This is a genomic window from Streptomyces sp. C (assembly GCF_000158895.1).
Taxonomy (GTDB): domain Bacteria; phylum Actinomycetota; class Actinomycetes; order Streptomycetales; family Streptomycetaceae; genus Streptomyces; species Streptomyces racemochromogenes.
The window spans coordinates 6,416,103-6,419,975 of record NZ_GG657750.1 but is presented as its reverse complement, the minus strand read 5'-3'; the positions used below and the strand labels follow the sequence as shown (position 1 = coordinate 6,419,975).

The 3,873-nt window shown below is 74.0% G+C and carries 4 protein-coding genes; all 4 read right to left on the bottom strand.

The annotated features are described in order from the left end of the window. A partial coding sequence (locus SSNG_RS28835) for a hypothetical protein (protein WP_042802165.1) occupies window positions 1-788 on the bottom strand: 788 nt, incomplete at its 3' end. Then, entirely contained in the window at window positions 785-2,002 is a 1,218-nt protein-coding gene (locus tag SSNG_RS44985; RefSeq protein ID WP_007267461.1) for an MAB_1171c family putative transporter, read from the bottom strand. The genes SSNG_RS44985 and SSNG_RS28835, both read right to left, overlap by 4 nt. Further along, on the bottom strand, window positions 1,999-2,613 hold the full coding sequence (locus SSNG_RS28825; RefSeq protein ID WP_007267460.1) for a hypothetical protein: 615 nt from the start codon (window positions 2,611-2,613) through the stop codon (window positions 1,999-2,001). The genes SSNG_RS44985 and SSNG_RS28825 overlap by 4 nt, the downstream gene beginning before the upstream one ends. Before the next feature lie 433 nt (window positions 2,614-3,046). After that, on the bottom strand, window positions 3,047-3,873 hold an 827-nt coding region (locus SSNG_RS28820; RefSeq protein ID WP_042802163.1), incomplete at its 5' end, for an aminotransferase class I/II-fold pyridoxal phosphate-dependent enzyme.

The window sequence follows — 3,873 nt, the reverse complement described above, 5'->3', positions numbered from 1 at the left end:
CCCGGGGCGACCCGCGCGATCAGCTCCTCCGCCTCGCGCCAGGCCCCGGCCCCGGCCAGGGCCGAGAGGAGCTCCGCGGTGAACAGGTGCCGGTAGGAGGGGCCCGGGGCGGTGGCCGCCCGGTGCAGCAGCGGGACGGCCCGGTCCCAGCGGCGCAGCCGGGCCTGGACCCAGCCCTCGTGGCCCAGCAGTTCGGCCTCGTCGATCCACCAGGCCCAGTGCGGGTCGTGGCGGGAGACCCCGTCCAGGAAGCGGCTGCGGGCCCGGGAGATCAGCTCCAGCGGCTCCGTGCGGGCGCCGAGCAGGGCCGTCGCGTGGGCCTGCCGGATCAGTACGAGGCCGGCGACGCGGGCGGGGAGCGGCCGGGGCCCGCCCACCCGGGCGGCGGCCGCCAGGGCGGCGCGGGGGCGTCCGGTGTGGGTGGTGAGCATGCTGTGGTTCAGCAGGACCAGCCGGGCCGTCCAGCGGTCGCCGCAGAGGTCCGCCAGGGCCAGCGCCCGCGCGTTCATGCGGCGGGCGCCCCGGTAGCGGCCCGCGTCGAACAGGATCCAGCCGATGACCTCGCTCAGCTCCGCGAGGGCCGCGAGCCGGTCCGGGCCGTACGCACGGAGGGCGCGGGGGTCGGCCGACAGCTCCGGGATCCGGCGCACGGCCTCGCGTACGGCGGGCACGGCGGCCGTCGCGCCCTGCCGGGCGTCCAGGGCCACCAGGCGGCCGATGGTGCGCACGGCGAGCCGGAGCGCCGCGTCGTGCTCCTCGGCTCCCCCGGGCGGGGCGGCCGCGGTCATGACAGCAGGCCGGCGTCGAGGGCGCGGGCGCGGCGCCGGCCGAGGTCGTCGAAGGAGGAGGCCACCTTGCTGAGCCAGTCCACCTCGTCGCGGAAGTCCTCGTAGGGGGGCCGTGCGGGGATGTCGGAGGCCTCGGCCCGCTCGGCGCGCTCCGCGCGCTCGTGCGGCGGGCGGCTGAGCACGGCGCGCACCTGGAGCGCCTCGCCCAGCGGCGAGGTGGGGTCCTCCGGGAGCTCCAGGGAGCGGGCGACCCGGACGAAGTCCTCCAGGGACAGGGAGGTGCGCAGGATCAGCTGGCCGTCGCGTATCTCGATGACGCGCCGGTAGAGGCGGTAGTGCGGGTCCCGGGGCGGGACGAGGTCGCGCAGCCAGGAGCGGGGCGGGTCCAGGGCGATGTCCGGGGAGGCCTCGTAGAGGGCCCACCACAGCGGCCGCAGCCGGCGGTAGGAGCGGTAGCTGCGGGCCCAGCCGCGGGCGCGGGTGATGCGGATGCCCCAGGAGGGGATGGTCCAGCCGGCGATCTGGAGGAGGGCTCCGACGCTGCCGCAGGTCCACTGGACCGGGTCGAGCGCGGCCGCGTCGTAGTCCAGGCGGGTCCCGGCGATCTGGATGCTCCGGGTGACGCAGTAGACGAGGATCATGCTGGCGCCGACGGTGACGGTGCGCATGCCGACCTTGAGCCACTGCCGGTTGGCCATCGTGGTGAAGCGCAGTGACAGGCGGACCGTCTCGAACTGCCCGACGGCGCAGATCAGCAGGTAGAAGGACATGTAGAGGGCGTAGCTGCCGTGCTGGATGCTGAGCAGGATCGTGGAGGTGGCCGTCTCCGAGTGCGCCACGGGGCCGACGGCGAAGGACGCGACGACCAGGACGGCGAGGGCCGCGGCGAAGAAGAGGACGCGGTGGCGCGCCATGCGCCGGGCCTCGGCGGGCGGCGAGGACCAGTAGACGAGGACGACCTGCTGGGCGGCCGTCAGCACGACCACGGCGGCCTGGGTGATCAGCGAGGTGATGTTCGGCAGGCCGAAGAACGCGGAGATGTGCAGCCGGAGCTGGTCCAGGTCGACCAGGAAGCTGATCCCGGAGCAGAGGAAGTAGGTGCACAGCGCCCACAGGGCGATGTCGTTCCTGCGGCGCAGCAGGTCGGGAAGGCGGTACGCGAAGGCCGCGAGGCCCACGAAGGCGCAGACCCACGCGAGGACGGTGTAGATCACGCGGGCCCCTGCTCGGGCCGGCCGAGCCCGCTCTCGATGCGGGCCACGATCTCGGCAGCCTCGTCGGGCACGCCCCAGGCCCGCTCGGTCCAGCGCTTGGTGGCGCGGGCCAGGATCAGCGAGGCCATGGTCTCGGCCTCCTGCTCCTCGTCGTCGCTGTAGCGGGAGCGCATGAGGACGCCGCGCACCGCCTCGGGGTCGACGTCCGAGAACAGCGCGCCGGGATCGCCCGGACCGGCCGCCGGGGAGGGTCCGGCGCCGAGCTGGTCCAGCTGCACGGAACCGTCGTGGTCGAAGGCTATGTGGGCGAGCTCGTGGGCGATGATGTGTTCCTTGTGCGACGCCGAAGCGGCCTTCTCGAAGGCGATGATGTCGAACTCATCGGTTTTCAGCCATATGCCGAAGAGATGCCGTTCGGGGAAGGCCGTCGGAATCAAATGGATGGGCCGCCCGCGCTGCTCGCTGAGATATGCGTGGAGTTCGTCGATGCCGCAGCCGTGCTCCATGCCCCACTCGGAGAGCAGGGTCTCGCAGGTGTGGCGGACCTTCTTGAGACGGCGCCTGAGCCGCCTGTCCTCCGACGCCGGTAACGCGGAGCCAGGTAACTTCATCCCTCAGTCCTCCGGGGAACCCAGCGGTCGGACAATGCGGCCATGATGCCACACCCCAACTCGGCCCTGCTCAAGGCCAGTTCTATCCGGCCATTCCCTTCCGGATTCCGGCTTCCGATTTCCCTTGACTACGGGATGACGGGGAGGAAAATCGGTGATACACCGGAATACCGGAAAGAGCCGCACCTCCCCTGGGAGACGTCCCCGGGCCCGCGTGACCCTTGTCCAGGCTCTGGCCAGGCCCCCGGCCGTTCTCGCGGACCACGGGAGCCATCGGCGACGGCGGATGGCTCATGGCACCGGCGGGAGCGCCGGGGACCGCCACGTCCGGGGAGCCCGCGGAGCGGGGCCCGCGTTCCCTCACTTCCGCGCTCCCGCGCTCCGCGCGCCCCCGGCCGCCGCTCCGCGTCCTGCCGCCCGGCCCGCCCGGCCGTCAGCGGCCCGCGAGCACTCCCGCGATGCCCCGCGCGAGGCAGGGGATCCGGTCGGCGGGGATGCCCGCGATGTTGATGCGCCCGGCGGTGGTCCCGTAGATCGCGTACTCCCGGCGCAGCCGGAGCATCTCCTGCGCCGTCAGCGGCAGCATCGAGAACATCCCGCGCTGCCCCGCGAGCGAGCGGGCCTGCGCCTGCCAGCCCATCGCGGCCAGGCGTGCGGCCAGGTCCGTCCGGTTGGCCCCGATGCGGGCCCGCATCGCGTCCAGTTCCGCGCGCCACAGGTCCCGCAGCCCCGCGTCCTCCAGGACGGTGGTGACGACGGCGGCGCCGTGCTCGGGCGGCATGGAGTACAGGGTCCGGGCGGCGTTCTGCAGGGCCGTCTCGGCGTGCCGCACCGCCCGCGCCGACGCGCCGAGGACGATGGCGCAGCCCGTGCGGTCGCTGTAGAGGCCGAAGTTCTTGGAGCAGCTCACGGCGACGAGCATCTCGGGGACCCGCTCGGCCAGCAGGCGCGTGGCCGCCAGGTCGGCCTCCAGCCCGTCGCCGAGCCCGTGGTAGGCGAGGTCGACGAACGGGACCCAGCCGTCCCGGGCCGCCAGCTCCGCGAGCGCGGTCCAGTCCTCGGGCGCCGGGTCGGCGCCGGTCGGGTTGTGGCAGCACCCCTGGAGCAGGACGACGTCGTCGCGGCGCGCCCCGGCCAGGTCGCGCAGGACTCCGGCGGCGTCGAACCCGCCCTCGGCGTCGCACCAGCCGAAGGTGCGGACCTCCAGGCCGGCGGCCTCCAGGATGGGGCGGTGGTTGACGTAGGCGGGGTCGCTGATCC